General features: G+C 71.2%; 23 protein-coding genes. 12 read left to right on the top strand and 11 right to left on the bottom strand.

Features of this window, described 5'->3' with window-relative positions; all coding sequences use genetic code 11:
- Positions 1-29: 29 nt before the first annotated feature.
- Both ACWEPL_RS28580 and ACWEPL_RS28575 read right to left on the bottom strand, forming a co-directional pair.
- Positions 30-779: an SIS domain-containing protein gene (locus ACWEPL_RS28580; RefSeq protein ID WP_350724531.1), complete on the bottom strand. Its 750-nt coding sequence runs from the start codon at positions 777-779 to the stop codon at positions 30-32.
- Positions 776-1,645 (bottom strand): MurR/RpiR family transcriptional regulator, encoded by an 870-nt coding sequence (locus ACWEPL_RS28575; RefSeq protein ID WP_355201494.1) that lies wholly within the window; start codon positions 1,643-1,645, stop codon positions 776-778. Before ACWEPL_RS28575 ends, ACWEPL_RS28580 begins: the two co-directional genes overlap by 4 nt.
- Positions 1,646-1,705: 60 nt before the next feature.
- Here ACWEPL_RS28575 and ACWEPL_RS28570 point away from each other — a divergent pair, with 60 nt between their 5' ends.
- Positions 1,706-2,647: an N-acetylglucosamine kinase gene (locus tag ACWEPL_RS28570; RefSeq protein ID WP_452437959.1), complete on the top strand. Its 942-nt coding sequence runs from the start codon at positions 1,706-1,708 to the stop codon at positions 2,645-2,647.
- Positions 2,648-2,653: 6 nt separating this feature from the next.
- On the opposite strand, the gene ACWEPL_RS28565 is transcribed toward ACWEPL_RS28570, so the two are convergent.
- The 3 genes from ACWEPL_RS28565 to ACWEPL_RS28555 form a co-directional block, all read right to left on the bottom strand.
- Positions 2,654-3,550, bottom strand: a complete 897-nt coding sequence (locus tag ACWEPL_RS28565; RefSeq protein ID WP_452437958.1) for a hypothetical protein — start codon at positions 3,548-3,550, stop codon at positions 2,654-2,656.
- On the bottom strand, positions 3,547-4,080 hold the full coding sequence (locus tag ACWEPL_RS28560; RefSeq protein ID WP_363967810.1) for an RNA polymerase sigma factor: 534 nt from the start codon (positions 4,078-4,080) through the stop codon (positions 3,547-3,549). The genes ACWEPL_RS28565 and ACWEPL_RS28560 overlap by 4 nt, the downstream gene beginning before the upstream one ends.
- Positions 4,081-4,168: 88 nt before the next feature.
- Complete coding sequence (locus tag ACWEPL_RS28555) at positions 4,169-5,239, bottom strand: thiolase C-terminal domain-containing protein (protein WP_452437957.1); 1,071 nt, start codon at positions 5,237-5,239, stop codon at positions 4,169-4,171.
- A 204-nt stretch (positions 5,240-5,443) separates the two neighbouring features.
- Between ACWEPL_RS28555 and ACWEPL_RS28550 the strand changes: the two genes are divergently transcribed.
- Positions 5,444-6,292 (top strand): LysR family transcriptional regulator, encoded by an 849-nt coding sequence (locus ACWEPL_RS28550; RefSeq protein WP_363967814.1) that lies wholly within the window; start codon positions 5,444-5,446, stop codon positions 6,290-6,292.
- 15 nt (positions 6,293-6,307) lie between these two features.
- Complete coding sequence (locus ACWEPL_RS28545) at positions 6,308-6,928, top strand: MerR family transcriptional regulator (protein WP_452437956.1); 621 nt, start codon at positions 6,308-6,310, stop codon at positions 6,926-6,928.
- On the opposite strand, the gene ACWEPL_RS28540 is transcribed toward ACWEPL_RS28545, so the two are convergent.
- Complete coding sequence (locus tag ACWEPL_RS28540; RefSeq protein ID WP_452437955.1) at positions 6,925-7,812, bottom strand: hypothetical protein; 888 nt, start codon at positions 7,810-7,812, stop codon at positions 6,925-6,927. The two genes, ACWEPL_RS28545 and ACWEPL_RS28540, sit on opposite strands and share 4 nt — an antisense overlap.
- Positions 7,813-7,889: 77 nt before the next feature.
- Here ACWEPL_RS28540 and ACWEPL_RS28535 point away from each other — a divergent pair, with 77 nt between their 5' ends.
- Positions 7,890-8,303, top strand: coding sequence for a TIGR03668 family PPOX class F420-dependent oxidoreductase (locus tag ACWEPL_RS28535; RefSeq protein WP_350724515.1), 414 nt, complete (start codon positions 7,890-7,892; stop codon positions 8,301-8,303).
- Here the strand turns inward: ACWEPL_RS28535 and ACWEPL_RS28530 are convergent.
- Positions 8,293-8,967: a ThuA domain-containing protein gene (locus ACWEPL_RS28530; RefSeq protein WP_363967822.1), complete on the bottom strand. Its 675-nt coding sequence runs from the start codon at positions 8,965-8,967 to the stop codon at positions 8,293-8,295. The genes ACWEPL_RS28535 and ACWEPL_RS28530 overlap by 11 nt on opposite strands.
- A 98-nt stretch (positions 8,968-9,065) precedes the next feature.
- On the opposite strand from ACWEPL_RS28530, the gene ACWEPL_RS28525 reads away from it, so the two are divergent.
- On the top strand, positions 9,066-9,941 hold the full coding sequence (locus tag ACWEPL_RS28525) for an RNA polymerase sigma-70 factor (protein WP_452437954.1): 876 nt from the start codon (positions 9,066-9,068) through the stop codon (positions 9,939-9,941).
- A gap of 8 nt (positions 9,942-9,949) precedes the next feature.
- A complete protein-coding gene (locus ACWEPL_RS28520; protein WP_363967824.1) occupies positions 9,950-10,711 on the top strand; it encodes an SDR family oxidoreductase in 762 nt (253 codons plus the stop codon).
- A gap of 6 nt (positions 10,712-10,717) precedes the next feature.
- Here ACWEPL_RS28520 and ACWEPL_RS28515 read toward each other — a convergent pair whose 3' ends face one another.
- The gene (locus tag ACWEPL_RS28515; protein ID WP_363967826.1) at positions 10,718-11,290 is read right to left on the bottom strand and encodes a TetR/AcrR family transcriptional regulator; all 573 of its coding nucleotides are present in this window, start codon (positions 11,288-11,290) and stop codon (positions 10,718-10,720) included.
- A gap of 78 nt (positions 11,291-11,368) precedes the next feature.
- Here ACWEPL_RS28515 and ACWEPL_RS28510 point away from each other — a divergent pair, with 78 nt between their 5' ends.
- The 4 genes from ACWEPL_RS28510 (at position 11,369) to ACWEPL_RS28495 (ending at position 17,333) form a co-directional block, all read left to right on the top strand.
- Positions 11,369-13,018, top strand: a complete 1,650-nt coding sequence (locus ACWEPL_RS28510; RefSeq protein ID WP_364240387.1) for an FAD-dependent oxidoreductase — start codon at positions 11,369-11,371, stop codon at positions 13,016-13,018.
- Positions 13,015-14,445, top strand: coding sequence for an ATP-binding protein (locus ACWEPL_RS28505; protein ID WP_363967830.1), 1,431 nt, complete (start codon positions 13,015-13,017; stop codon positions 14,443-14,445). The genes ACWEPL_RS28510 and ACWEPL_RS28505 overlap by 4 nt, the downstream gene beginning before the upstream one ends.
- Before the next feature lie 70 nt (positions 14,446-14,515).
- Positions 14,516-16,189: an AbgT family transporter gene (locus tag ACWEPL_RS28500; protein WP_452437953.1), complete on the top strand. Its 1,674-nt coding sequence runs from the start codon at positions 14,516-14,518 to the stop codon at positions 16,187-16,189.
- Positions 16,190-16,238: 49 nt separating this feature from the next.
- Positions 16,239-17,333, top strand: coding sequence for a M20 family metallopeptidase (locus tag ACWEPL_RS28495; protein WP_452438006.1), 1,095 nt, complete (start codon positions 16,239-16,241; stop codon positions 17,331-17,333).
- Positions 17,334-17,637: 304 nt separating this feature from the next.
- Here the strand turns inward: ACWEPL_RS28495 and ACWEPL_RS28490 are convergent, their stop codons facing one another.
- Positions 17,638-18,660: an ROK family transcriptional regulator gene (locus ACWEPL_RS28490; RefSeq protein ID WP_452437952.1), complete on the bottom strand. Its 1,023-nt coding sequence runs from the start codon at positions 18,658-18,660 to the stop codon at positions 17,638-17,640.
- A 73-nt stretch (positions 18,661-18,733) separates the two neighbouring features.
- Between ACWEPL_RS28490 and ACWEPL_RS28485 the strand changes: the two genes are divergently transcribed.
- Together ACWEPL_RS28485 and ACWEPL_RS28480 are read left to right on the top strand one after the other, a co-directional pair.
- Positions 18,734-19,912 carry an MFS transporter gene (locus ACWEPL_RS28485; protein ID WP_363967838.1) on the top strand — a complete coding sequence of 393 codons (1,179 nt, stop codon included), beginning with the start codon at positions 18,734-18,736 and terminating at the stop codon, positions 19,910-19,912.
- Between the two features lie 112 nt (positions 19,913-20,024).
- Positions 20,025-20,942, top strand: a complete 918-nt coding sequence (locus tag ACWEPL_RS28480) for an aminoglycoside phosphotransferase family protein (RefSeq protein WP_452437951.1) — start codon at positions 20,025-20,027, stop codon at positions 20,940-20,942.
- Positions 20,943-21,053: 111 nt separating this feature from the next.
- Here ACWEPL_RS28480 and ACWEPL_RS28475 read toward each other — a convergent pair whose 3' ends face one another.
- Both ACWEPL_RS28475 and ACWEPL_RS28470 read right to left on the bottom strand, forming a co-directional pair.
- Positions 21,054-21,947: a DUF1963 domain-containing protein gene (locus ACWEPL_RS28475; RefSeq protein ID WP_452437950.1), complete on the bottom strand. Its 894-nt coding sequence runs from the start codon at positions 21,945-21,947 to the stop codon at positions 21,054-21,056.
- Positions 21,948-22,595: 648 nt separating this feature from the next.
- On the bottom strand, positions 22,596-22,905 hold a 310-nt coding region (locus ACWEPL_RS28470), incomplete at its 5' end, for a hypothetical protein (RefSeq protein WP_452437949.1).

Here is a 22,905-nt window from a genome sequence, read left to right as displayed (position 1 = left end):
AACAGAGCTCGTGACAGCTTGCGGAGGACTCAGGCGCCGCGCCGGATGCGACCGGCGTACAGCGCCTCCAGCTTGAGGTTGTGGGCGTCACCCTCGGGGACGTTGGCCGACAGGTAGACCGGCGGCACCTCGCCCGCTTCGAGCAGGTTGCGTACGGTCTGGGCCACGACGAGCTGGGCCAGCAGCGCCGAGGTGATGGTGGAGACGGCTCCGACGGAGGCGCCCGCGTCGGGCAGGGGGAGCACGGCGTCGCCGTAGGGCGCCCGGTTGTCCAGGACGACGTCGGCCAGGTCGAGAAGCTTGCGGCCCGAGGGGTGGCGGGACGCGACGGCTTCGCCGTGGGCGCGCGAGGTGATCGCGATCAGGTCGTGACCGCGCTGCTTGACGAGCGTGGCCAGCTCGACGACCACGCCGTTGACACCCGAGTTGGAGATGATGACGAACAGGTCGCCGGGGTGGACGGGCGCCAGGTCGAGGATGGCGCGGGCGACGGACGGGTCGCGTTCGAGGTCGTAGCGGTCCAGCTCGGAGCGGGGGGCGTCGCCGTACAGGACGAGGTCCCTGAGCGCGAGCTTGCTGGTGGGCACGAGGCCGCCGGCGCGGCCGGCGATCTCCATCGCGACGGCCTCCGAGTGGCCGGAGCCGAACGCCTGGATGACGCCGCCCGCGCTCACCGCCTTGGTGAAGAGGCCGGCGGCTCGGGCGATCTCCGGATCTTCCGGGATCGTCCGGACGAGGTCGGCGATGTGCTGAGCGAACTTTGCTGGATCTACTGTCATAAATCCCCTTCCGGGAGCCGATGTCCGGCCACCGCCCGGACAGTCACGTCGAATGCCTGCCTGGTGCGCTCGTACGTGCGTTGGGCCACCGACACGTACACGACGTCGAGCACCAGGAGTTGCGAGTGGATCGCGGCGAACCCCTCCGACCGGAAGCTCGTCGCGCGGCTGGCCGTGGTCAGCACCAGCTCGGCCACCTCGGCCAGCGGGGAGCGCGGCTGCGAGGTGACGGCCACGGTGATCGCGCCGTGGCTGCTCGCCTCCGCGAGCACCTCGATGACCTCGCGCGTCCGGCCGCTGTGCGAGATCCCGATCGCCACGTCGCCCTGTCCGAGCAGCGCGGCGTCCGTCAGCGCGCTGTGGGCGTCGGACCTGCTCCAGGTCGGTACGCGCATGCGCTGCAGCCGGTACTCCATCTCGCTGGCCACCGCCGCGCTGCTCGACACGCCGAACAGCAGCACCCGCCCGGCCCTGGCCACCGCCTGGGCGGCCTTGTCCACCACGGCCAGGTCGAGCTGGTCGGCGGTCTCCTGGATCAGACGGATGTCGTTGCCGGACACGACGCCGAGCACCTTGTCGAGGCTGTCGTCGGGGAGGATCTCCTGGCCGATGTCGGTGTGCCAGGTCTGCTGGGCCTTGCGGCCGGTCTCGGTGGCGACGGCCACGCGCAGCTCGGCGTACCCGGTGAAGCCGAGAGCGCGGCAGAAGCGCGTGATGGTCGCCGTGGACGTCCCGCTCCGCTCGGCCAGGTCGACGATGGTCAGCCGGGCGGCCTCGGCGGGCGCGGCCAGGATCACCTCGGCCACCTTGCGCAGCGCCTCGGGCATGTCGCGCTGCTCGGCCTCGATGCGGTTGAGTAGTTCCACGCGATGAAAATTATGACCAGGATCTGGCGTCGTCAAGGCATTTGGGCAATAATTTTTGACATGCTGGTACTCGGGGTCGACGCGGGCGGCACCTCGTCGCGGGCCGCGCTGTTCACGGTGGACGGGGCGCCGGTCGGGCGAGGGCACGCGCCCGGCGCCAACCCGGTGACGCTCGGCATGGACCGGGCCTGCGCGCACCTGACCGCCGCCGTCCAGGAGGCGGCATCATCCTCGTTACCGCACGTCAGCACGGTGGTGATGGGGCTGGCGGGGAATCCCGCGGCGTGCCGGGAGCTGGCCGGGCGCGTCCTGCGCCCGCTCCTCCCCCAGGGCCTGCCGGTACGGGTCGTCGGTGACACCGTGACCGCGTTCGCGGCCGGCACCTCCTCGCCGTCGGGCACCGTCCTGATCTCGGGGACGGGGGCGATCGCGGCAAAAATTACCGATCACGAGCAGACGGCGACCGCCGACGGGTACGGGTGGCTGCTCGGGGACGAGGGCTCGGGCTTCTGGCTCGGCCACGCCGCCGCCCGCGCCACCGTCCGCGCCCTCACCGCCCTCACCGCCCTCACCTCTCGAAGCGCCGGGGGCGGGTTGCTGGTGGAGCTCGTCGTCCGGCAGCTGCTGCCCGAAGGCGTGGGCGAGGATCCGGTCGCGCAGCTCGCGGCGGCGGTGCACGCCCGGCCGCCGCTGGCGCTCGCCGAGCTGGCGCCCCTCGTCAGCCGGGCCGCCGAGGCGGGCGACCCGGTCGCGCGGGCCCTCGTCGCCGAGGCCGCGGCCCGGCTGGCGGGCACCGCGGCCCGGGTGCACGAGCCGGGCCTGCCCATCGTGCTCGCAGGCGGCGTGCTCACGTCGGAGGGCCCGATCCAGCGAGCGGTCCACGACCTCCTGGCGGACGCCGTCACGGCGGGGGACCCGGCGGGGGCGGCGGCCTGGCTGGCGGCCCGGGACCTGCTCCCGGAGGCCGAGGCACGCGCCCGGCATGCCGCCTTCACCACCTGATCCCGGCTACTCGTCCAGGATCTTCGTGTCGCCGTAGACGGGGTTCTTCGGCAGTCGTTCCTTGGTCACCATCAGGCGCACGACGCCGGCCTTCTCCGACTGGACCTCCCAGACCATCCAGTCGTCGCCGACCTCGGCCGACTGCTGCTTCGGGTCCACCCCGTAGCCGTCGTTGTCCGGCGCGGGGGTGATGATCTGGAAGACCGCCTCGAGGCCGCGCCGGCGAACCTCGGCCATGACCTCGCCCACGGTCTTCCCGTCGGCGCGGTAGCCCGCCAGCATCTCGCCCTTCTTCATGGCCGAGCGCCAGTTCTGGTACCTCTCCCCCGGCCGCGCCGCCCGCCCCAGCCGGACCGAGGCCCAGCCGGTCCAGCCGCGGGCCACCTCGACGGTCATCGCGCAGCCCGCACTGCCGAACGCGCAGCCCTCGGGCGACGTGCCGTTGGTGATGGACTGGCCGTTGGGCGCCAGCCGACCGCTCAGCCGCATGCCCGTGATCTGGCCCACCTGGGTGGGAGACACCGGCACGACCTCCAGGTTCACGTTCAGGCCCACGGCCTTGAAGCCCTCGGTGTACTTGGCGTAGTCGGCGAACGGGTCCTTGATGGTGGCCACGTACATGTCGCCGCGCAGCTCGATGTCGATGGCGGAGCTGGCGTAGGAGGTGGCGGGGCCGCGCGGGCCGAGGACGGCGGGGGCGATCACGGCGGCCGCGGCGAGCCCGGTGACGGCCACGGCGCCCACGGCCAGGCGGGTACGCCACCGAGGGGCCCGACGGCGGGCAGGCTCGGCGGCGGGCTCCTCGGAGGTGATCGAGGAGAGGAGCGCCCGCGCCCCCGCGCCGGACGCCTGGCCCGCCAGCTCCTCGTCGCGGACCCTGGCGAGGTGCTGCAACTCGTTCACGCGGACTCCATGATCAGGTAGTTGACGGTCACGCCCGCCGCGGCCAGCGCCTTGGAGAAGCGCTTGCGCGCCCGGTGGAGGCGGATGCGGACGGCGTTGCGCGAGCAGCCGAGCACTGTGGCGATCTGGGCCCGGTCCAGGCCCTCCCAGGCCACCAGCGAGATCAGCTCCCGGTCGTCCTCGGACAACTGCTCGAACGCCCGCGCGATCGCGCCCAGCTCGACGCTGGTCTCGGGCGAGTGCGCGTACAGGTCGGCGAGGTCGGCGTCGAGCTCCATGCTGTGGTTCCGGTGCCTGGCCTGGCCGCGGCGGTGGTTGGCCAGCACGTTCCTGGCCACCCCGTACAGCCACAATCTGGACGCGCCGCCCGGCGGCAGCGCGTCCATGCGGCGCCAGGCGATCGCGAACGTCTCGGCGACCACGTCCGCCGCGTCCTCCGGCGAGTCGCAGCGGCGCATGGCGTAGCCGAGTATGTGCTCGTACGTCTGCTGGTAAACGGCCTCGAACCGGTTTTTCCGGTCGTCATCCACGGGCGGTCCCCATGGTCGGCCTCCTCGGTCGTCGGGATCGGATCACCCCGTACATGTCGGAGGCCTCATGAGCATTTCAGCCGATTTTTCACCGTACGAGCAGGGCGGCGCTCCCGTAGCTGCCCCCGAACCCCGTCACGAGGGCCACCTCACGCCCCTCACGCAGCTCCCTGACGGCCTGGGCCACGTTGTTCAGACCGTGCACGTAGCCCTCCGAGAGCAGCCCGCCGTGCGGGTTCACCCAGGCGTGCCGGCGCTCCAGCAGGTACGGCCCCAGGTCCGCGCGCTCGACCAGCCCGAAGTCCTCCAGCTGCCGGGGCACGAGCCACGAGTAGGCGTCGTACGGCAGCGCCACGTCCACGTCCGACGGCCGCAGCCCGGACGCCTCCCAGAGCATGGGCGCCACGTACGCCGAGAAGATCGCGGTGACGTCCGGGGCGCGGTCCATCGACGAGCAGCCGGGGCCTCCTCCGCGGACGACCGCCCGCACGCGCGGCCCGTCGAGCACGCCGCTGACCACGAGGGCGCAGGCCCCGTCGGTCTCCTGGCAGCAGTCGACCGTGCGGAGGGGGGTGCTCACGTACGGCCGGGCGAGGTAGTCGGCGAGCTCCAGGGGTTCGCGGCGCAGGGCCCGGGGGTTGGCCTTGGCGTTCTCCCTGGACTGGGCGACGACCGCGTGCAGGTGCTCCTCCGTGAGGCCCGTGTCGTGCAGGTAGCGGGTCGCGGCCAGAGCGAACAGCGGGATCGGGCCCGCCAGCCCGTACGTGAAACGCTCCTGGGGGCCGGTGGAGACGGTGTTCATGCGCTTGCCGGAGCGGCCGTTGAGCGCCCGATAGACCACGATATTTCGCGCCAACCCGGCGTGTATGAGCATCGCCGCGTCGCCCAGGATCGACGCCGCCTGCGTGCCTCCCCCGGCGATGTCGTTGTGCCACCCGAGCCGCTCGATGCCCAGGGCCCGCGCGACCTGGACGACGGGGGCGGAGTCGTTCAGGTGGTAGCTGAGCACCGCGTCCACGTCACGCGGCCCGATGCCCGCGTCCGCGCACGCCGCCCGGCACGCCTCGACCGCCAGCTCCAGCTCGCTCCGCCCGGACTCCCTGGTCAGCGCCGTCATCCCGACCCCGGCCACCGCCGCCAACCCCGCAAACGGCTGCATCCGCCGCCTCCCGCGTCCATGGCCCGCTCTGTAGACGCACGCTAGCCCGCGCCAGCAGCTGGAGACAAGCGCTTGCTCGGCAAACACATCCAATCCGGAAATGTCGCCACCAGTGGATAACTGAATATCTTCACGGGAGGCAGGTCCTCTTGTAATACGGAGGAGTGATCAACCGATAAGCCCATCATCACGCTGAGGTGAGGGATGGATCTACGTTACGTCCGGTACGCGATGGCGATCGCCCGCGCGGGCAGTCTCCGCCGCGCCGCCACCGCGCTGCACATCGCACAGCCCACGCTGTCGGAGCAGCTCAGAGCCCTGGAGAAGGAGATCGGCGTCGAGCTGTTCAGCCGGTCGTCCAGCGGCGTGCAGCTGACCGAGGCGGGCGAAGCCTTCCTGGCCCAGGCCACCGTGGCGGTCGACGCCTTCGACCGCGCCGTGGCCGCCGCCAGGAACAGGGTCACGACCGCGCGCCTGGGCGTGGCCGACGGGCTGGCGGACGTGGTGGCCCGGCTGCTCTCCCAGCTCCAGACCTCCAACCTGCGCGTGGCCCCCATGGGGACGGCCGAGCAGATCGTCTCCATCGCGGACGGCACCCTGCAGGCAGGGCTCGGCTACGCGCCGGGCTCGCTGCCCAGGGGGGTGGCCCGCATGCTGGTCCACCGTTTCCCGGTGCGCGCCCTGCTCCACCGCGATCACCCCCTGGCGTCGTACGAGGCGCTGTCGCTGGCGGACCTGGCGGGCGAGCCGCTGGTGATGCCGGAGTCCGACGCGGTCGCCGGGGCCCGCCGCTTCCTGGAGGGGTTCGTACGGCACCGCCTCCACCCCCGCCTCGGCCCGGCCGCGGCCACGCACGACCTGGTCATCAACATGGTGGAGGAAGGCGCGGGCTACGCGTTGTGCGTCCACGAGGGCACCACCATCCCCGACACACTTGCATTTGTCCCTATAAAAGAAGACGTGCCGCCGCTGGAGGTGGTCTTCCTCTGGAACCGCCAGACGGACGTCCACGAGCTCCTCAGCGCCGCCCGGCACCTCGCCCGCTCTGGATAGCGCTATTATCTAGCGATGCGCATCTCCGAACTCAGTGCCAAGTCCGGTGTGGCCATTCCGACGATCAAGTACTACCTCCGCGAGTGCCTGCTGCACCCGGGCGAGCAGACAGCCGCGACCAGAGCCGAGTACGACGATTCCCACCTGCGCAGACTCCGCCTGATCCGAGCCCTGCTCGAAGTGGGCCGGCTCCCCGTCGCCTCGATCAAGAAGATCATCGAGGCCGTCGAGGACGAGTCGCTCCCCGTGCACCTGCTGCTCGGCACCGCCCACTACGCCCTGAGCGCCACGGTCGAGCCCGAGCCCGGCGAGGAGTGGCAGATCGCCCGCGACGAGGTGGACCGTCTCGTCGCCGGCCAGGGCTGGGACGTCACGCCCACCGCCCCCGCCCGGGACGAGCTGGCCCAGACGATCGTCCGGATGCGCCAGCTCGGCCTGCCCGTCGACCTGAAGCCGTACGTCGAGATCGCGCAGAAGCTCGTCTCCGAGGTCGAGATGAACACCATCCCCTTCGACGGCCCGCGCGACGCCGCCGTGGAGGCCCTGGTGCTCGGCACCGTCCTGTACGGCAAGGCGTTCGAGGCGCTGCGCCGCATGGCCCAGGAGTCGGAGTCGGCCCGCCGCCTGTCCCCCTAGACGAGGCCGTTCTCGCGCAGCAGTGCGAGGTTGTTCACGGTGACGGCGCCGCGCCAGTCGAGCGCCCCGGCCGGGGAGATGCGCGCGTAGTCCACTTCCCATCCGCCGTCGTCCTTCTGCTGCCCCGCCAGCCGTACGAGGTCCGCCGCGATCACGTCCGGCTCGAAGAGGTCGCGGGCCGCCCCGCCCGGGTGGGGCGCGAAGTCCAGCGGCCGCAGCGTCTCGAACTCGGTGCCGCCCTCGACCGGCACCCGCCCGTCCGCGGGGATGTACGCGGCCAGCCGCTTGAGCAGGTCGGCCGCCCTGGGCTGGGTGTCGTACACGGCGTCGAGGAAGCGCACCGCGAACGCCAGCACGTACGCGTGCGGCGCCTTGTCGAGCTCCTGGATCGCGTCGAGGCAGTAGCGCGTGGCCCGCTCCAGCCACGGATGCGCGGCGACGGCCGGGTCATGGGCCGCGACGCGGTGGGCGGCGGCCGCCGAGATCGAGGTGATCTGCAGGGACGAGGTGTCCGCGTCGCCGCCCGCCCACCAGGGCGCGGTGGCCTCGCCGACGGTGAGCGGCAGCGAGAACGGCACCCCGCCGTCCGGCAGCGTGACCGAGTCCAGCCAGTCGCACAGCGCCGCGGCCCGGGGCGAGGTCACGGGAGCGACGTCCGCGAACACCTCGAAGGCGTGCAGCGCGGCCCCCGGCTGGCTCTCGGGTGAGCGCAGGTCCGGCTCCAGGCCCCAGCCGTAGCCGCCGTCGGGGTTGCGGTAGGCCTCCAGCGCGCCCAGCGCGGAGGCGGCGTCGCCGTCGCCCATGAGCAGGTCGTAGCGGCGGCGGTCCAGAACACGTGCGTGCCCGGCGAGGAAGCCGGGGATCGCGGAAAGGTTCACGTTCATGAACTCATCGTGCCCACGTCGGCGACATGCGGTCTTGTAAGTTCCGGACCGATCCGCCGGCGGTGAGAATGGGGCGCATGGACGGCGAGCGGGCCCGCGCGAGGTTCCGGGGCGAGCGGGTGGCGCGGCTGGCCACGGCGAGCGGCGACGGGACACCCCACCTGGTGCCCGTCACCTTCGCCGTGGTCGCGGACCGGGTGGTGACCGCGATCGATCACAAGCCGAAGACCACCACCGACCTGAGACGGGTGCGCAACATCCGGGAGAACCCGCGGGTCAGCCTGCTGGCCGACCACTACGAGGACGACTGGACCCGGCTGTGGTGGGCCCGCGCCGACGGCCTGGCCGCGGTCGTCGAGGAGGGGCCGGAGCGCGAGCCGGCGCTCGACGCGCTGGCGGCCAAGTACGGCCAGTATCGCGAGCACCGGCCCGGCGGCCCGGTGATCCTCGTGGACGTGACCCGCTGGAGCGGCTGGTCGTTCACTCCGTGATGGTGACGGGCCGCTTCAGCAGCCACAGCGCGGCCCGCTGGAGCATCGCGCGGTGCACCTCGTTGTCGTACGACCTGGTGTCGTGGCCCAGCGCGTCGTAGAACACCCGGCCGCGCCGCACCGGCCGCGCCCAGACCAGCGGCTGGCCGTTCGAGGACGCCAGCGGCTCGACGTCCGGCAGGATGTCGAGGTCGCTGTAGACCTCGTCCACCACGTCGAAGTCCCGCAGCCCCTCGACCACCGGGTGATCGCCGTGCACCCGCACGCCCGTCCACCCCAGCGGGGGATGGTGGGACTTGGGCCAGGTCCAGCAGCCGCCCAGGACGCGCGGCCAGCCCTGCCAGTCGTCGAAGCAGATCGACGCCGAGTGCATGCACAGCAGCCCGCCGCCCCGGTCGAGGTGATCGAGGAGCGTGGTGCGGGCCTGCGCCGGTAAGGCGAAGCGCCACTCGTCACGCAGGTCGGCGAAGCGGTCGTGGTCCATCTGCCAGCGCAGCGCGTTGACGGTGATGAGCTGGACCTCCGACGGCTCGCTCAGCGCGCCCGCGATGTCCTCGGTGATCTCCGACTCGACCCCCACCTCGGCCAGCACTCCCGCGAGCGCTGCCGACGTGGCGGCGAAGTCGTGGAACGGGCCTCCTGACAGGATCAGATTTCTCGCCACCCGCCAAGCTCATCATGCTTACCGCGGCTTTTCCACCCATGGACCGTCGGCTGCCCCCACTTCTGCCCCCTCGCCGGTGACCGGGCATGATGCCAATCGTGGACTTCGAGGAGCACCGCCCCATGCTGCTCGGGCTGGCCTACCGCCTGCTCGGCAGCATGTGGGACGCCGAGGACGTCGTACAGGAGGCCTGGCTGCGCTGGCAGGGCACCGACCGGAGCGAGATCAAGGAGCCGCGCGCCTTCCTGGTGACCGTGGTCTCGCGGCTGGCGCTCGACCAGCTGCGCTCGGCGCGGGTCAAGCGCGAGGCGTACACGGGGCCGTGGCTGCCCGAGCCGGTGATGACGGCGCAGGCGGGGCCGCTGGACACGGCCGAGCTGCGGGACACCGTCTCGTACGCGACCCTGCACATGATGGAGCGGCTGTCGCCGCCGGAGCGGGCGGTGTTCGTGCTGCGGGAGGCCTTCGAGCTCCCGTACGACGAGATCGCGGAGATCGTCGGCATCTCCGTGGCCAACGCCAGGCAGCTGCACCGCCGGGCCTCCGTCCGGCTCGCCGAGGGGCGCGACCGGTTCCACCCGTCGGCCGAGGACCACACCGAGCTGCTGACGAAGTTCATGGACGCGGCGGCGGGCGGCGACCTCGCGGCGCTCACCGAGCTGCTGCACGAGGACGTCGTGTCCTACAACGACGGCGGCGGCAAGGTCAGGGCCGCGCTGCGGCCGATCCTCGGGCGCCACAAGGTGGTGGCCTTCCTCAACGGCCTGCTCAGCCGCTACGACTTCGCCGACTCCCGGCTGATCGAGCTCAACGGCCAGCCGGCCCTCTGGACCCGGGTCGCGGGCAACCGCCAGGTCGTGCTGATCGACGTCCACGACGGCCTCATCACCCGCATCTACGGCCTGCTCAACCCCGACAAGCTCACCCGCGTCACCCCCGACGCAGAGGTCGCGACACTCCCGCACGATCTATAGTCGCCCCTATGGATCTCGGCATCTCGGGCAAGGTCGCCCTCGTCACCGGAGGCAGCGCGGGCATCGGGCTCGCCGCCGCCAAGAGCCTGGCACGGGAGGGCTGCGACGTCTGCGTCGCCGCCCGCAACCCGGAGCGGCTCGCGGAGGCGGTCGTGCAGTTGCAGGAGTACGGCAAGGTCGTGCACGCCGTGCTGGCCGACGTGGAGGACCCCGCCGCGGCCCGGCGGGTGGTCGAGGAGACGCGTGACGTGCTCGGCCCGATCGACATCCTGGTGGCCAGCTCCGGCGGGCCGCCGTCCGGCCGCTTCGACGAGACGAGCCTGGCCGACTGGGACGTCGCCGTCCAGCGCAACCTGCTCGGCACCGTACGCCTGCTGTACGCGGTCCTGCCCGAGATGCGCTCGCGCGGCTGGGGCCGCATCGTCACGATCACCAGCAGGTCGGCCCGCGAGGCGCTGGACGGCCTGGCCCTGTCCAACGCCACCCGCTCGGCCGTGGCCGGCGTCGTGCGCACGCTGGCCCGCGAGGTCGCCGGCGACGGCGTGCTGGTCAACAACGTGATGCCGGGCCCGATCGACACCGATCGGCTGCGGTCGCTGGCGGGCGACGAGGAGGGGCTGGCCCGGCGGGGCGAGGCGGTGCCGATCGGGCGCGTCGGCCGCCCGGAGGAGGTCGGTGACGTGGTGGCGTTCCTGGCCAGCGAGCGGGCCTCGTTCGTGAACGGGATCTCGATGCTGGTGGACGGCGGCGAGAGCCGCGTCATCGCGTAACGGGCGTCACTTCCGCACCAGCGTGCGCGCGATCGCGGCGGCCCAGGGCTCGTCCGCCTCCGGGAGCTCGACGTAGTACGTCAGGTTCGCCCGGTGGAAGCAGGCGCCCATCAGCATCGACGCGGCGGCGTCGGCGTCGATCCCCTCGTCGAGCCGGCCGCCGCGCTGCTCGGCCCGGAGGATCTCGGCCAGCGCCCGGATCGGCAGGTGCGGGCCCATGTCGCTGGCGGCCAGCATGCCCCTGAACCCCGCCATGAGCGACGGGTCGGCCAGCAGGCCGGAGGCGATGGCCGCGGCCTTGGTGTAGAACTCCAGCGCCATCAGCGCGAACTCGGCCAGGTTGCCGGCCAGGTCGCCCTGCCCGGTGCTCCTCCGCAGCCGCTCCAGCGCGGGGCCGAGCGCGGGCAGCCGCTCCAGCAGGACCGCGAGGAACAGCGCCTCCTTGCCGGCGAAGTGCTTGTAGAGCAACGCCTCGGAGCAGCCGGCCTGCTGGGCGATACGCTTGGTGGTGGCACCCGCGATGCCGAACTCCCGAATCGCCTGCTCGGCGGCGTCGATGATGCGATCGCGTGTACGCATCCGACCATGATATGAGCGAGTGCCTACCGACTCCCCCGCACATGACATGCTTCCAGTAGGGACGAGTGGGGAGAAGACATGGACAAGCCGGTCATCGTTACCGTTGATGACGATCCGGGCGTCTCACGGGCGGTGGCCCGCGACCTGAGACGCCGCTACGGCCAGGAATACCGGATTGTCCGCGCCGAGGCGGCCCGGGACGGCATCGAGGCCGTCCGGGAGATGCGGCTGCGGGGTGACGAGGTGGCGGCCATCCTGGCCGACTACCGCATGCCGCAGATGAACGGCGTGGAGTTCCTCGAGGCCGCCATGGACTTGTATCCGTACGCGCGCAGGGTGTTGCTGACCGCCTACGCCGACACCGACGCCGCGATCCAGGCGATCAACGTGGTGGATCTGGACCATTACCTGCTCAAGCCGTGGGACCCGCCGGAGGAGAAGTTCTACCCGGTGATCGACGGCCAGCTCGACGCCTGGATGCGCACGGACCGGATCGAGCGCTCCGAGCTGCGGGTGGTGGGCGACCGGTGGTCGGCTCAGTCGTACAAGGTTCGTGATTTCCTGGCCCGCAACCACGTGCCGTACCGGTGGATGCTGTCGGAGGACCCGGAGGGCGAGCAGCTGGTGAAGGCGGCCGGCGAGGGCTGCCACCTGCCGCTCGTGGTGACCGCGGAGGGCACCACCCTGGAGTCGCCCGACCAGGCCACGCTGGCGGCGGCGGTGGGCCTGTCGACCACGCCGGCCACCGACTTCTACGACCTGATCGTGGTCGGCGGCGGGCCGGCCGGGCTCGGCGCGGCCGTCTACGGCGCCTCGGAGGGGCTGCGGACCGTGCTGGTCGAGGCCTACTCCTCGGGCGGCCAGGCGGGGCAGAGCTCCAGGATCGAGAACTACCTGGGCTTCCCCGACGGCGTCTCCGGGCAGCAGCTCGCGGACCGGGCGCGCAGGCAGGCGCTGAAGTTCGGGGCGGAGCTGCTGACCGCGCGCAAGGTGGTCTCGCTGGAGCCGCGCGGGCAGGCGCGGGTGGTCGGGTTCAAGGACGGCGGGGAGATCGCCGCGCACGCGGTGATCCTGGCGACCGGCGTCACCTACCGCCGGCTGGACGCGCCGGGGCTCGACGAGTTCACCGGCCGGGGCGTCTTCTACGGCGCCGCCCTGACGGAGGCGCCGTCCTGCCAGGACACCGACGTGTACATCGTGGGCGCGGCCAATTCGGCCGGGCAGGCGGCCGTCTACCTGTCGGGATTCGCCAGCAAGGTCAACTTGTTGGTGAGGGGTGACGGTTTGGAGAAGTCCATGTCGCACTACCTCATCGAGCAGATCGCCGCGATCCCCAACATCGAGGTGCACCTCCAGACGGAGGTCGTCGGCGGTGAAGGCGACGACCACCTCGAGCGGCTGACGCTCTCGACCAAGGGCGAGCAGCGCACGGTCGACGCGCAGTGGCTGTTCGTGTTCATCGGGGCCGAGCCGTACACGTCGTGGCTGGGCGAGACGGTCGAACGCGACGAGAAGGGGTTCGTGCTGACCGGGCCCGACCTGGTGCAGGGCGGGAAGCGGCCGCGTAACTGGCCGCTGCGGCGCGAGCCGTACTTCCTGGAGACGAACGTGCCCGGGGTGCTGGCCGCGGGTGACGTACGCGCCGACTCGATCAAGAGAGTGGCCTCCGCCGTCGGCGAGGGCGCGATGGCCGTCGCGCTCGTGCATCGCTACTTGGAGAAGCAATGACCAACATCGACATCGATGAACTGCGCAAACTCTTCCTCTTCGAGCGGCTGAACGACGAGCAGCTCACCAAGCTGGCCAACAGCGGCCAGGTGCGCACGTTCGGCCAGGACGAGGTGATCCTCCAGCAGGGCGACCCGGCCGAGTGCTTCGCGGTGCTGCTCGAGGGCGAGATCCAGATGATCAGCGAGACGGTCAGCGCCGGGACCGTGGCGATGCCCCGCACGTCGCAGCCCGGCGTCTACGGCGGCGCCACCAGCGCCTACCTCGGCGACCGGGCGCCGCAGACGTACCAGCACACGCTGCGGACCACCGCGCCGACGCGGATGTTCATGCTGCCGGCCAAGAAGTTCGCCTACATCGTGGCCGAGTGGTTCCCGATGGCGATGCACCTGCTCGACGGCATGCTGTCGGGCGGCCGGATGCAGCGGGAGATCATCGACCGGCGGCAGCGGCTGACCGCGCTCGGCACGATCACGGCCGGGCTCACGCACGAGCTGAACAACCCGGCCGCCGCGGCGGTGCGCGCCGCGAGCGAGCTGCGCTCGCTGATCAAGACCTCGCGCCTCCAGCTCGCCCAGCTCGCCGAGGAGGGCATCCCGCCGGAGAAACTGCGCATGATGATCGAGTGGCAGGAGTCCTGCACGGACAACCTGGGCAAGCTGCCCCAGCGCAGCCCGCTGGAGGCGTCCGACGCCGAGGACGAGCTGGGCGACGCGCTCGACGAGCTGGGCATCGAGGACGCGTGGGACCTGGCTCCCGCGCTGGTCATTGCCGGGTTCACGCCCGAGGCGCTGGAGAAGATCCGCACCAAGGTGGGTGAGGAGCGCGCTCCCTCGGCGGTCCAGTGGCTGGCCAAGGCGATCGAGATCTCCCAGATGCTCAACGAGGTGACCGAGGCCACCGAGCGCATCACGTCGCTGATCGGCTCGGCCAAGCAGTACTCGCAGATGGACCGGGCGCCGTTCCAGCAGGCCGACGTGCACGACCTGCTCGACAGCACGGTCGCGATCTTCCGCGGCAAGATCCCCCCGGGCATCACGGTGGCCACCGACTACGACCGCACGCTGCCGCCCATCCCCTGCTACGCGGGCGAACTCAACCAGGTCTGGACGAACCTCATCCACAACGCGCTCGACGCGATGGGCGACGGGGGCACGCTCACGATCCGCACGGCGCACGACGAGGACGAGGCCATCGTCGAGATCGGCGACACCGGCCCCGGCGTGCCCGAGGCGATCAAGGACCGGATCTTCGAGCCGTTCTTCACGACGAAGAGCGTGGGTCAGGGCACCGGTCTCGGCCTGGACATCTCGTACCGGATCGTGGCCGGGCGGCACGGCGGGGAGATCAAGGTGCGCTCGGTCCCGGGCGAGACCTGGTTCGAGGTACGGCTGCCGCTCCGGGAGCCGGTTGTCGCCGTCTCTTGACCTTACTCTTGTCAGGACGCTTCCTTACCGCGTGTAATGGTTGACCGAAATGCGGGAAGGAGGCGTGCCCGTGAGCGCGTCCGAGACGGTGACAGGTTCGCGGTCCCTGAACGGCCTCCTCCGGGTGCTGGGCGGGATCGAGCGGCTGGGCAACAGGCTGCCCCATCCGTTCTGGCTGTTCGTCATCCTGGCCGCGTTACTGGCGCTGGTCAGCTGGGGTCTGGCGGCGGCAGGGGTGTCGGCGGTCAACCCGGCGACGGGCAAGACCGTCGTGGCCAAGAACCTGCTGTCCGCCGACGGCGTCCGGATGATGGTCGGCGACGCGGTCACGAACTACACCTCGTTCCCGCCGCTCGGCACGATCCTGGTCGTCATGCTCGGCGTCGCGGTCGCCGAGCGCTCGGGGCTGCTGGCCGCCGTGCTGCGCTCCGGGGTGTCGAGGGTGTCGCCGAAGTGGGTGACGTTCGCGCTGGCGTTCACCGGCATGGTGGCGCACGTGGCCTCCGACGCCGCGTACGTCGTGCTCATCCCGCTCGGCGCGCTGGCCTTCCGCGCGGTGGGGCGCAGCCCGATCCTGGGCATCGTGGTGGCGTTCGTGTCGATCTCGGCGGGCTACGACGCCAGCCCGCTGATCACGCCGACCGACGCCATCCTGTCGGGGCTCACCACGGCCGCCGCGCACACCGTCGATCCCGCCTACACGGTCACGCCGCTGGCCAACTACTTCTTCTCGCTGGCCTCCTCCCTGGTGCTGGCCGCCACGATCACCCTGGTCACCGAGCGCGTGCTGGCGCGCCGGGTCGAGTCGATGCCCATCGACCCGGAGCCCTCCCCCGCCTCCTCCACCTCCTCCACCTCCTCCACCTCCTCCACCTCCTCCACCTCCTCCACCTCCTCCACCTCCCCCGCCTCCCCCGGCTCCACCGGCTCCACCGGCTCCACCGGCTCCTCCACCTCCTTCGACGAGGATCTGGGCGCGCTGGCGCTCAGCGTCTCGGAGCGGAAGGGGCTGCGGGCCGCGTTGATCGCGCTCGTGGTGTACGTGGCCGCCGTGGTGGCGGCCGTGCTGCCCGCCGGGTCGCCGCTACGCGGCAAGGACGGCGGCATCGTGCAGTCGCCGCTGCTCACCTCCATCGCGATCTTCCTCGCGCTGGCGTTCCTGGCCGTCGGGTGGGCGTACGGGAAGGCCGCCGGGACGATCACCGGCAGCCGGGACATCCCCGGTTTCATGGCCCACGGGTTCCGCGAGATGGCGCCGATCCTGGTGCTGTTCTTCGCGATCTCGCAGTTCCTGGCGTACTTCAAGTGGACCGGCATCGGCGAGATCATCGCGATCGACGGGGCCGGCCTGCTGAAGTCGGCCGGGGTGAGCGGGCCCGTGGTGTTCCTGGGCATCCTGGTCGTGGTCACCCTGATCAACCTGGTGGTGACCAGCGGGTCCGCGCAGTGGGCGCTCGTCGGCCCCGTCTTCGTGCCGATGCTGATGCTGCTGAACATTCCGCCCGAATACACCCAGGCCCTCTACCGCATCGCCGACTCGTGCACCAACGCGATCACGCCGATGAGCCCGTACTTCGTGATGGCGCTCGGCTTCCTCCAGCGCTACCGGCGCTCGGCCGGGATCGGCACACTAGCCTCGATGACCATCCCGCTCTCGTTCACCCTGCTCGTCGTCTGGACGCTGCTGTTCTTCGCATTCTGGTGGCTCGGCATCCCGCTCGGCCCCGGAGCGCCGATTCCTTAGAAAGGACCTCGTGTTGATCACCGACTGGGCCCGGCAGGCCCTCCCGGCCATGCTCGACGACCTCAAGGCCACGGTGGAGCTGGAAACCCACAGCTACGACAAGGCCATGCTGGTCAAGGGGCTGCGCGAGATCCGCGGCCGGGCCGTCGAACGCCTCGGGACGCCGGACGAGGAGGTCCTGCACGACGGCGGGTCCTACGGCGACATCCTGGAGCTGACCTACCGGGGCACCGCGCCCGGCACCGTGCTCATGCTCAGCCACTACGACACCGTCTGGCCGACCGGGACGCTGGCCGCCTGGCCGTTCGCGGTGGTGGACGGCAAGGCGACGGGGCCTGGCGTGTTCGACATGAAGACGGGCCTCGTCCAGTCGATCTGGGCCCTGCGCGGGCTGCGCGAACTCGGGCTGCCGCATCCGAGCGTGCGCTACCTCTTCAACGGGGACGAGGAGATCGGCAGCCCCGCCTCCCGCGCGCACATCGAGGCGGCCAGCGAGGACACGCTGGCGACCCTGGTCTTCGAGGCATCCCAGGAGGGAGCGCTCAAGACCGCCAGGAAGGGCGTGGGGCTGTTCAACGTGAGCGTGACCGGCGTGGAGGCGCACGCGGGGCTCGACCCGTACGCGGGGGCGAGCGCCATCCACGCCCTGGCCGAGATCGTCACCACCCTGGCCCAGGCCGGATCCCGCGAGCGCGGCACCACCGTGAACGTCGGCCTGATCAGCGGCGGCACCGGGCGGAACGTGACGGCCGGGGACGCGAGCTGCGGAATCGACGTACGCGTCACGGATCCGGCGGAGATGGGACGCATCGACGACGTCTTCGCCGGCCTGAAGGCGTCGGACCCCCGGGTGACCATCTCGGCCACCGGGGAGTGGAACCGCCCGCCCATGACGCCGAACGCGGCCTCCCAGCGGCTGTTCAAGGAGGCGCGGGAGGTGGCGGCCGGGTTCGGATGGCTGCTGGACGAGGTGTCGGTGGGGGGCGCCAGCGACGGGAACTTCGTCTCGGCACTGGGCCGGCCGGTGCTGGACGGGATGGGCGCGGTGGGGGACGGGGCGCATGCGCGGCACGAGCACGTGCTGGTGGAGCACATCGCGGAGCGCACGGCCCTGACCATGGGCCTGATCACCGCCCTCGCCTGACAGCCGCCTGTTCAATGGGTCGCTGATCCACTGCCACGCACCCTCGACCGGGGTCTCCGCCCGGACCGCCAGCGCCCGCCTTGTCCTGTACCTCGGGGTGGGGCAGCCCTTCCGGGCGAGGCGCGGTGGGTCAACGGCCCGCGCGGCAAACGCGGCCCGATCCTGCGCCTGCGCTCTGACCATCAGGCGGGACACGAGGCGTCAGCCGAAGACGCGGTCGCGGGCTGACCATCAGGCGGGATGTGGCCTCGTCAGCCAAAGACGCGGCCGCAGTCTGGCCATCAGGCGGGATATGGCAGAGGCGTCAGCCGAAGACGCGGTCGCGGGTCAGGTCGAGGGCGGTCAGCACGGCGCCCTGGAGCACCGCGTTGCCCATGACCGTGCTGGCGCGGACCTCGGTCGGCGCCGGGGCCAGGGCGCGCAGGTGGTCGGCCACCAGCTCGGCCAGCACATCCCCATCCTCATGCCCCGTCGTCCCGCCGAGGACGACGAGCCCCGGGTCGAGGAGGGTGGCGTAGGCGAAGGCACCCTGGGCGATCCGCCGGGCGAGCTCGTCCCGGTCGAACCTCCGTATGATCTCGGCGTTCAACAGCTCGCAGAACGCCACGCCCCCGACCTCCAGGAACCCGATCTCCCCCGCGCCGCCCGACGCACCCCGGCGCAGCCGGCCCTCGAGCACGACCGCCGCTCCCACTCCGTCGTCCAGCCAGAGGAGCACGAAGTCCTCGCTCCCGGCGGCCGCTCCGGTGCGGAGCTCGGCGATGGCGGCCAGGTTGACCTCGTTCTCCAGGACCACGGGCACGCCCAGGCGCTCGCGTACGGACCCCATCATGCCGGGCCGCCACCCCGGCACGTCGTTGGGTGACACCAGCTCCCCGTGACGCGGATCGACCAGCCCCGGCGCGCCGACCACGACCGTGTCCAGCGCGCGTCGCCCCACCGCGCCCCCGACCACCTTTGCGATGAGGGCCGCCAGGTCGGCTCTCGCGCCGATCGTCGTGCTGGCCTCGCTGACCACTCGCCCGGTGATGTCGGCGACCGTGACGTTGACGGCGTCGCGCCGTACGTCCACCCCGGCCACGTGGGCCCGGTCCGCCACCAGTCCATACAGGCGCGCGTTCGGGCCCCGCCGGTCCTCGCCGCTCTCGCCGGTGACCTCGACGAGGCCGCCTGCCATGAGCCGTTCGATCAGGTCGGACACGGTGGGCCTGGACAACCCGGTCAGCGTGCGGAGCTGCGGCGCGGTCAGCGGGCCGTGCTCCAGCAGCAGGTCGAGGGCCAGCCGGTCGTTGATCGCTCGGGCCAGAGCGGGGGTGGCGGTCTTCACGGTCCTCATAATAATCAGGGACCCTGCCTGAAACCTCTTTTCATCAGGAAGCCTGCCTGATAATTTTCAGGCCATGAGCCATCAACGTGCCATCGCGGCCGTCTTCGTCGCGCACGGCGCCGTAGCCGGCAGCCTGTCCACGCGCATCCCCTGGATCCAGGAGCACCTGCACCTCAGCCCAGGCGCCCTCGGCCTCGCGCTGCTGTGCCCGTCGATCGGCGCCTTCGTGGGCATGCCGATGGCCGGCCGCCTCGCCTACCGCTTCGGCAACCGCGCCGCCACACGCGTCCTCCTCGCGCTGTGGTGCGCGGGCCTGGCCCTCCCCGCGCTCTCGCCGTCGCCCGTGTGGCTGTTCGGGGCGTTCCTGCTGTTCGGGGCGTCGGCGGGCATGTGCGACGTCGCCATGAACGCGCACGCCGTCCTCCTCGAACGGCATCTCGGCCGCTCGATCATGTCGGGGCTGCACGGCATGTGGTCCGTCGGCAGCCTGGCCGCCGGCGGACTCGGCGCCCTGGCCGCGCATGCGGGCATCGACGCCCGAATCCACCTCGGGGTCATGTCGCTCGCGTTACTCGGCCTCGGGGCGGCGGCCGGGCGCGGTCTTCTCCCCGACAGCGGGATGACGGGTTCCGTACGCGACGCGCCTGCGCCACGGCGCTTCGCGCTCCCCACGCGAGGGATCCTGGTGATCGGGCTGGTCGGATTCTGCGCGACGTTCGCGGAGGGGGCCAGCTCGAACTGGTCCGCCGTCTACCTCACCGCCGTCACCGACGCCGGCCCCGGGTTGGCCGCCGCCGGATACACCGTCTTCATGCTCTGCATGGCGAGCGCGCGACTGCTGGGCGACCATGTCATCCGCCGGCTCGGTCCGGCGGCGACGGTCAGGGCCGGCGGTGCCGTGGCGGCGGTCGGCGGCGTCCTGGTGGTCGCGGCCCGCACGCCCGCGCTCGGTATCGCCGGGTTTGCCCTGGTCGGACTGGGGATCGCGGTTATCGTGCCACTCGTGATCGCGGCGGCGGGCAACGCGGGAACGACTCCGGGCGAGGGCGTGGCGGGCGTCGCGACGATCACGTACCTGTCGGGCCTGATCGCCCCGGCCGTGACGGGCTGGGTCGCGGGCGCGCTCAGCTACCCCGCCGCGTTCGCGCTGATCACGTGCGTGGTCGTGCTGCTGACGTTGCTCGCCCCTGTCTTGCGCCCTTCCCGCACCTCTCCCCCGGAAAGAGCCGTCCGTATCGACGCCCAACCCTGACAACCTGCCGACCTTGCTCGCACTCCTCCATCAGAAGGAGCCGTCCGTGTCGACGCCCACCCCTGACAACCTCCCGAGCTTGCTCGCACTCCTCCATCAGAAGGAGCCGTCCGTGTCGACGCCCAACCCTGACGACCTGCTGATCGACGAGGCTCTCGTACGCCGTCTGCTGGCGGCGCAGTTCCCCCGGTGGGCCGATCTGCCCCTCTCCCCCGTGCCGCGGTCCGGAATGGACAACACGACGTTCCGGCTCGGCCCGGACATGTCCGTACGATTGCCGCGCTATCCCCGGTGGGTCGGCCAGGTGGATCGCGAGCACGAATGGCTGCCGCAGCTCGCCCCGCACCTGCCGCTGCCGATCTCCGAGCCGCTCGCGAAGGGCCAGCCCGGCGAGGGTTACCCGTTCCCCTGGTCGGTCTATCGGTGGCTGCCTGGTGAGACCACGGAAGACCTCGCCGATCCCGTCGAGGCGGCCAAGGAGCTGGCGGGGTTCGTGAACGCGCTGCAGCGGATCGACGCGGCCGGCGGCCCCGGGCCTTCGTGGAGCAACGCGTTCCGGGGCGTGCCGATGGGCGACGAGCGCGACTCGGTGGCCGTCGAGGCCCGCGTACGCCCCAAGATCGAAGCGCTACGCGGGCTCGTCGACACCGGCGCGGTGACGGCCGTGTGGGAGGCGGCTCTGGCGGCCCCCGCCTGGGGCGGCCCGCCGGTGTGGATCCACGGCGACCTCGCGCCCGGGAACCTCCTGACCGTCGAGGGCAGGCTGAGCGCCATCATCGACTTCGGCACGCTCGCCGTCGGCGATCCCGCCGTGGACCTGCTGCCCGCGTGGACGTTCCTGCCTCCGACGGCTCGGGACGTCTACCGGGAGACGCTCGGCGTGGACGACGCCACGTGGGCACGGGGCCGCGGCTGGGGCCTCGCGTCGTCGCTCCCGGTGCCCGACGACCCCTACTACGCCGATCCCGTACGCGTCGAGCGAGCCCTGCGCCAGCTCGACGAGATCATCGCGGACTTCCGCGCCACCTGAAAAGGGCGGGATCTTTGGCCCCGAGGACACCACCCGCCCGAACCGGGCTGCTCTGGCGGGCATTGCGGCCAACTCGGGCGGAGGGCGCAGGCCCAATCCTGTTCGTCTTGCTCAGTTGAGATAGAAAAGGTGCTCAACTGGGCGATCGGGGCAGGAACGACACTCGAAGAGGTAGACACTGCCCCCGCCCGACACCATCAGGCCGGGCGGATTGTGCGCGGCCTCGGCTCGTTCGGACCTCGAAAGGTAGATCTCCGGCCCGCTGTCGTCGTCGGGCCGGTCCTCCACCGGGAGCCAGGTCCGCCAGGACTCCCCGTCGAACTCATCACAGGCCACGGTCAGAAGATGCTGGATGGGCTGCCCGCACCTCTCGCAACTGAGCCAGGTCGTCGGGCCGTTCCATCCGTGCGGATGACCGCCGACTTTGGTTCCGGGGGCCGCACTGAGGTGGTAGAAGTACGACCACCCGGCAGTCTCCTCGAACCGGCGCAGCCGGTCGTCGATCTCGTTGTGCACTTCCTGCGGTATGTCGTCCCAGTCGGGGTACTCCGTCACCTGCTCCGGGTGCACCACGCAGGGGATGGGAACGTGGCCCTCAAGAGCGTCAGCGGGTGCCGGGGGTGTGACGAGCACCCGGCGGACGTCAGCCGCGTTCCTCCAGTGCACCTGCGGCAGGGGGCAGCGCTCGGCGGGCTCCTCCCCGTGGTTGAACGGGCACCACAGCACCTGGAGCAGATCGCTTCCCCGCGGGAACGGCACACCGGGCGCGTCCGCCGCGTAGAGCTGCACGACCGGCACCATGGGCACCACCGCCTCGTGGCGGGTGGCGTCCTCCAGACCGTCGTCGAAGTAGTGGTCCTCGGCGCACCACGGCCAGGGCTCATCGGCCGGCCACCTCAGCGGCCCTCCGACAGAACTGTCCTCGTACGACGGGTTTCCCGCACGCGGATGCAGCCGGAGCGCGTTTCTGCCGAGCGGCTTCAGCTCGGGAAAGAGTTCCTCCACAGCTACCGGCCGAGGCGGAGTATGGCGGGCCATCATTCACTTCTCCGATGACGTTCCGTTCCGGACGCGAGGACCTTATCGGCTGGATCCGACACATGGTGCGGCGTGCTGATGGCGCCGTCGCCGGGCGAAGACGGCCTCATGCCTGGATGAACGGCTATGGCAAGCTGCGACGCTGCACGTCAAGGTCCGGAGAACCGGCTCACCACCCGCCGCCTCAGCGTGTGGCGGGGATGTCCACCCAGTCGCCGGTCGTCGCGAACGATGGTTTCCCCGACATCGAAGGCGAAGGTCAGCACCAACCGAGCCTATGTGTGAGGAATAGGCAGGGGCCGTATGGCCGGCTGAGGTCCGGGATACCTCCGGTATTGCCGGCCTTGCCTGGCATGCGGTCGGATGGCCGAAACCCGGAAATGGCTCGCGGCACAAAGCGATCGGTCTGGCATGGGTATGGTGTTTTGCATCCAGAGCGGAGGATCTTCCACCCGGGTGGAAAATCCTTCACCCGCGTATAAGGGCGCCCGCCGGTCTGCACTTCCTGCGGGTTCTGGCCCGAAAACACGGCGTTAGCCAACGCGTGGCAACATCTCAGCGGCGTTCACGCCGCTGAGATCGGGGTCTGACTCTTCGGTTGGAGTGCTGTGAGTGTCAGGCGGCCGCTCCGCCGGTGTCGACGGGTTCGAGGGTGACGCGGTAGCCCAGGCGTTGCAGCCCGCGGATATGGCTGGATATCTGCCGTTTGTGGTGTACGCGGGTGTCGTAGTAGTCGACGCCCAGTTCCTCGTAGTCGAGGGCAGGATCGGACAGCAGGGTGTGGGCGATGCTCAGGATGGTGTTGCCACATGCGACCTGGGCTTTGGGTTTACCGCGTCGCCGGGCGATGCGGCGGTAACGGGCCCCGATACGGGTCTTGGATCGGCCGGCGCTGACGCTCACCTCGCCCAGCACACCGGCCACA

The sequence above is a fragment of the Nonomuraea sp. NPDC004186 genome (genome assembly GCF_053603495.1).
The sequence above is the reverse complement of the archived record's forward strand: the minus strand, read 5'-3'. Positions and strand labels throughout refer to the sequence as shown.

What these genes read in the sequence shown, in the direction of transcription:
- ACWEPL_RS28580 (WP_350724531.1), bottom strand. Translation starts at nt 779, where the DNA reads ATGACAGTAGATCCAGCAAAGTTCGCTCAGCACATCGCCGACCTCGTC.
- ACWEPL_RS28570 (WP_452437959.1), top strand. Translation starts at nt 1,706, where the DNA reads ATGCTGGTACTCGGGGTCGACGCGGGCGGCACCTCGTCGCGGGCCGCG.
- ACWEPL_RS28555 (WP_452437957.1), bottom strand. Translation starts at nt 5,239, where the DNA reads ATGCAGCCGTTTGCGGGGTTGGCGGCGGTGGCCGGGGTCGGGATGACG.
- ACWEPL_RS28550 (WP_363967814.1), top strand. Translation starts at nt 5,444, where the DNA reads ATGGATCTACGTTACGTCCGGTACGCGATGGCGATCGCCCGCGCGGGC.
- ACWEPL_RS28545 (WP_452437956.1), top strand. Translation starts at nt 6,308, where the DNA reads ATGCGCATCTCCGAACTCAGTGCCAAGTCCGGTGTGGCCATTCCGACG.
- ACWEPL_RS28540 (WP_452437955.1), bottom strand. Translation starts at nt 7,812, where the DNA reads ATGAACGTGAACCTTTCCGCGATCCCCGGCTTCCTCGCCGGGCACGCA.
- ACWEPL_RS28535 (WP_350724515.1), top strand. Translation starts at nt 7,890, where the DNA reads ATGGACGGCGAGCGGGCCCGCGCGAGGTTCCGGGGCGAGCGGGTGGCG.
- ACWEPL_RS28520 (WP_363967824.1), top strand. Translation starts at nt 9,950, where the DNA reads ATGGATCTCGGCATCTCGGGCAAGGTCGCCCTCGTCACCGGAGGCAGC.
- ACWEPL_RS28515 (WP_363967826.1), bottom strand. Translation starts at nt 11,290, where the DNA reads ATGCGTACACGCGATCGCATCATCGACGCCGCCGAGCAGGCGATTCGG.
- ACWEPL_RS28510 (WP_364240387.1), top strand. Translation starts at nt 11,369, where the DNA reads ATGGACAAGCCGGTCATCGTTACCGTTGATGACGATCCGGGCGTCTCA.
- ACWEPL_RS28505 (WP_363967830.1), top strand. Translation starts at nt 13,015, where the DNA reads ATGACCAACATCGACATCGATGAACTGCGCAAACTCTTCCTCTTCGAG.
- ACWEPL_RS28495 (WP_452438006.1), top strand. Translation starts at nt 16,239, where the DNA reads ATGCTCGACGACCTCAAGGCCACGGTGGAGCTGGAAACCCACAGCTAC.
- ACWEPL_RS28485 (WP_363967838.1), top strand. Translation starts at nt 18,734, where the DNA reads ATGAGCCATCAACGTGCCATCGCGGCCGTCTTCGTCGCGCACGGCGCC.